Raw genomic sequence first — 4,580 nt, 5'->3', positions numbered from 1 at the left:
CCAAGGCCTTCATCGACTTCCAGAACGACGTCACCGCCAAGGACATCCGCCTCGCCGTCCGCGAGGGCATGCGCTCGATCGAGCACGTCAAGCGCTACACCACCAACGGCATGGCCACCGACCAGGGCAAGATGTCGAACGTCAACGGCCTGATGATCGCCTCGGACGCGCTCGGCAAGGCGCCGCCGCAGGTCGGCCTCACCACTTTCCGGCCGCCCTACAGCCCGACGACCTTCGGCACCTTCGCCGGCTACCACAAGGACGCGACCTTCGAGGTCACCCGCAAGACACCGATCGACCCGTGGGCCGAGTCGAACGGCGCGGTCTTCGAGCCGGTCTCGCTCTGGCGTCGCGCCTGGTACTTCCCTCGCGGGGCCGAGGACATGCATGCCGCCGTCTCCCGCGAGTGCCGCGGCGCGCGCGCCTCGGTCGGCATCTTCGACGCCTCGACGCTCGGCAAGATCGAGGTCGTCGGCCCGGATGCCGTGACCTTCATGGAGCGGATGTACACCAATCCCTGGGCGAAGCTCGGCGTCGGCCGCTGCCGCTATGGCCTGCTGCTCGGCGAGGACGGCTTCATCCGCGACGACGGCGTCATCGGCCGCATCGCCGAGGACCGCTTCCACGTCACCACGACGACCGGCGGCGCCGCGCGCGTCCTGAACATGATGGAGGACTACCTGCAGACCGAGTGGCCGGACCTGAAGGTCTGGCTCACCTCGACCACCGAGCAGTGGGCCGTGGTCGCGCTGCAGGGCCCGAACGCGCGCAAGCTCCTCGAGCCCTTCGTCGAGGGCCTCGACATCTCGGCCGAGGCGTTCCCGCACATGGCGGTCGCCGAGTGCACGGTCGCCGGCTTCCCCGCCCGGCTCTTCCGCGTCTCCTTCACCGGCGAGCTCGGCTTCGAGGTCAACGTCCCGGCCCGCCACGGCCGCGCCCTCTGGGAGAAGCTGTACGGGGCCGGCAAGACCTACGACATCACCCCCTACGGCACCGAAGCGATGCACGTAATGCGTGCCGAGAAGGGCTACATCATCGTCGGACAGGACACCGACGGCACCCTGACACCCGACGACGCCGGCCTCACCTGGGCGATCGGCAAGGCCAAGCCCGACTTCGTCGGCAAGCGCTCGCTGGTCCGTCCCGACATGGCGGCGAAGGGGCGCAAGCAGCTGGTCGGCCTGCTGACCGACGACCCCAAGACCGTGCTTCAGGAGGGCGCCCAGATCGTCGCCGATCCGAGCCAGCCGAAGCCGATGACCATGCTCGGTCACGTCACCTCGTCCTACTGGAGCGACGCCCTCGGCCGGTCAATCGCGATGGCGGTCGTCGCCGACGGCCGCGGGCGGGACGGGCAGACGCTGCACATCCCGATGCCCGATCGCACGATCACCGCGAAGGTCCTCAAGAGCACCGTCTTCCTCGACCCCGAGAACACCCGTATCAGCGCCTGAGATGGAGAGAGCCATGAACGCCATGTCCCCCCTCGCTGCCGGCGTCACGATTACCGAGCTCGCGCCGACCACCCGCATTGTGCTCCGCCTCGCCGACCCGGCCGCGGCGACCGGCCTCGCCCTCCCGGCGAAGATCGGCACCCGCAGCGCCGAGGGCGGCCGCACCGCCCTCTGCCTCGGCCCCGACGAGTGGCTGATCGAGGCGCCCGAGGCCGACCGCGCCGCCCTGCTCGGCGCGCTCGCGGGCATCGCGGCGGCGAACAGCGCCGTGGAGGTCTCCGACCGTGAGCTGACCTACCGGCTGGAAGGCCCGGCGGTCCTCGACCTCCTCGCCACCGGCTGCCCGCGCGATCTCGCGCGCATGCCGACAGGCTCCGGCGCCCGCACCGTCTTCGATACCGCCCAGGTCGTCCTGACCCGCGAAGCCGACAACCGCTTCCACCTGACCGTCTGGCGCTCGTTGGCGCCCCACGTCCGCGCCCTCCTCGACATCGCCGCCCGCGAACTCGCCGCCGGCCTCTGAGACCAGAAGGAACTCCCATGCTCGACACCGACGCCTCCCGCCTCTCCGACGACGCGATCGCTGCCGCCATCGGCCGCGAGCTCGGCCGCCAACAGCACCAGATCGAACTCATCGCGTCCGAGAACATCGTGTCCCGCGACGTGCTGATCGCCCAGGGCTCGGTGCTGACCAACAAGTACGCCGAGGGCTACCCCGGCAAGCGCTACTACGGCGGCTGCGAGTTCGTCGACGAGGTCGAGACCATCGCCATCGACCGCGTCAAGGAGCTGTTCGGAGCCGCCTATGCCAACGTCCAGCCGCATTCGGGCGCGCAAGCCAACCAGGCCGTGTTCCTCGCGCTCCTGCAGCCCGGCGACCGGTTCATGGGCATGTCGCTCGCCCACGGCGGCCACCTGACCCACGGCTCGCCCGTCACCATGTCCGGCAAGTGGTTCGACGTCGTCGACTACCAGGTGCGCGAGCAGGACCAGCTGATCGACATGGGCGTGGTCCGCGAGCGCGCGCTGGAAACCCGCCCGAAGCTGATCCTCGCCGGCGCCTCGGCCTACCCGCGCGCCATCGACTTCGAGGGCTTCCGCAAGATCGCCGACGAGGTCGGTGCCTACCTCATGGTCGACATGGCACACTATGCCGGCCTGATCGCCGCCGGGCTCTACCCGAATCCGGTGCCACACGCCCACGTCGTCACCTCGACCACGCACAAGACGCTGCGCGGCCCGCGCGGCGGCATCATCCTGACCAACGACGAGGCGCTGGCGAAGAAGCTCAACTCCGCCGTCTTCCCCGGCAACCAGGGCGGCCCGCTGATGCACGTCATTGCCGCCAAGGCCGTCGCCTTCGGCGAGGCGCTGCGCCCGGAGTTCAAGGACTACGCCGCCCGCGTCATCGCCAACGCCCGCACCCTCGCCGACACGCTGCAGAAGGGCGGGCTCGATATCGTCTCCGGCGGCACCGACTGCCACATGGTTCTGGTCGACCTGCGCCCGAAGGGCGTGAAGGGCCGCGACGCCGAGCGGGCGCTCGAGCGGGCCGGCCTCACCTGCAACAAGAACGCCATCCCCTTCGACCCGGAGAAGCCCTTCGTCACATCAGGCGTGCGCCTCGGCTCCTCCGCCGGCACAACCCGCGGCTTCGGCGAGGCGGAGTTCGCGAAGGTGGGCGAGCTGGTGCTGAAGGTCGTCGACGCTCTCGCCGCTTCGGGCGCGGAGGGTGACGCGGCGGTCGAGGCCGAGGTGATGGCCGAGGTGAAGAAGCTCACCGACGCCTACCCGATCTATGCCGACTGAGCTTAACCTTGCTTTCCGCACGGTTAACGCCGTGCGGAAGTGCTTTCCAATTCAACAGGATGTCGGAGCGGGCACGCGTGCCCGCTCCGCGCTCCGGAGGCGGCCATGTTCCTCAGCGTCTTCGACATCTTCAAGATCGGCGTCGGCCCCTCGAGCTCCCACACCATGGGGCCGATGCTCGCCGCCGCCCGCTTCCTCGACGCCCTGCGCTCGGGCGCCGACCGTGTCCCCGGCTCCGGTGCGCCGGCCCGGCTCGAGGCGTCGCTCCACGGCAGCCTAGCCTTCACCGGCAAAGGCCACGCTACCGACCGCGCAGTCATCCTCGGCCTCCTCGGCTTCGTACCCGACACCCTTGATCCCGCCGAGGCCGAGCGCCGGCTGGCAGCGCTCGTCGAGACCGGTTCCATCGAGGTCCCCGGCATCGGCTCGCTCGCCTTCGACTCCGACAAGGGCGTCGTCTTCGACTACGGTCCGCCGCTCCCCGGCCACGCCAACGGTATGGTGCTCAAGGCCTTCGACGCTGCCGGCAATCTGCACCTGACCGAGACCTACTACTCGATCGGCGGCGGCTTCGTGCTGACCGAGCGCCAGATGAAGACGGAGGCTATGAAGGGCGACGACGCCAAGGTCGACCGCCCCCACCCGTTCGCCAACGCCGCCGAAATGCTAGCCATGGGCGAAGCGTCCGGCCTCTCCATCGCCGCGATGAAGCGCGCCAACGAGACCGCCGGCGGCCTCGGCCCACTCGACACTGGCCTCGACCGGCTCTGGCAGGTGATGAACGCCTGCATCGACCGCGGCCTCGCCGCCGACGGAACCTTGCCGGGCGGCCTCAAGGTCCGCCGCCGCGCGAAGGCCATTCACGAGGCGCTCCTCGCCGAGCGCGGCAACAACATAGCGCAGCCCCACGTCGCCAACGACTGGCTCTCGGTCTACGCCATGGCCGTCAACGAGGAGAACGCCGCCGGCGGCCAGGTCGTCACCGCCCCCACCAACGGCGCCGCCGGCGTCGTCCCCGCCGTCCTCCGCTACTACCGCGACCACTGCGTCGGCGCGACCACCGGCGGCATCCGCGAGTTCCTGCTCACCGCCGCCGCCGTCGGCGGCATCATCAAGACCAACGCCTCGATCTCCGGCGCCGAGGTCGGCTGCCAGGGCGAGGTCGGCTCCGCCGCCGCCATGGCCGCCGCCGGCCTCTCGGCCGCCCTCGGCGGCAGCAACGCCCAGGTCGAGAACGCCGCCGAGATCGCGCTCGAGCACCACCTCGGCATGACCTGCGACCCGGTGAAGGGCCTCGTCCAGATCCCCTGCATCGAG

Annotated in this window: 4 protein-coding genes; all 4 read left to right on the top strand. The window is 70.2% G+C overall.

What is annotated here, in order from left to right:
* The coding region (locus tag Q0112_RS10525; protein ID WP_297974934.1) for a glycine cleavage T C-terminal barrel domain-containing protein at positions 1 to 1,454 on the top strand (1,454 nt) is incomplete at its 5' end.
* A gap of 13 nt (positions 1,455 to 1,467) precedes the next feature.
* Entirely contained in the window at positions 1,468 to 1,977 is a 510-nt protein-coding gene (locus Q0112_RS10520) for a sarcosine oxidase subunit gamma (RefSeq protein WP_297974932.1), read from the top strand.
* Positions 1,978 to 1,994: 17 nt separating this feature from the next.
* Positions 1,995 to 3,263: a serine hydroxymethyltransferase gene (glyA, locus tag Q0112_RS10515; RefSeq protein ID WP_297974930.1), complete on the top strand. Its 1,269-nt coding sequence runs from the start codon at positions 1,995 to 1,997 to the stop codon at positions 3,261 to 3,263.
* Between the two features lie 105 nt (positions 3,264 to 3,368).
* The coding region (locus Q0112_RS10510; protein ID WP_297974927.1) for an L-serine ammonia-lyase at positions 3,369 to 4,580 on the top strand (1,212 nt) is incomplete at its 3' end.

It is taken from the genome of uncultured Amaricoccus sp. (genome assembly GCF_937858865.1).
Taxonomy (GTDB): domain Bacteria; phylum Pseudomonadota; class Alphaproteobacteria; order Rhodobacterales; family Rhodobacteraceae; genus Amaricoccus.
This window is presented reverse-complemented; position numbering and strand designations above follow the sequence as displayed.

Coding starts and splice junctions, on each gene's coding strand:
- Q0112_RS10520 (WP_297974932.1), top strand. CDS start 1,468: ATGAACGCCATGTCCCCCCTCGCTGCCGGCGTCACGATTACCGAGCTC.
- glyA (WP_297974930.1), top strand. CDS start 1,995: ATGCTCGACACCGACGCCTCCCGCCTCTCCGACGACGCGATCGCTGCC.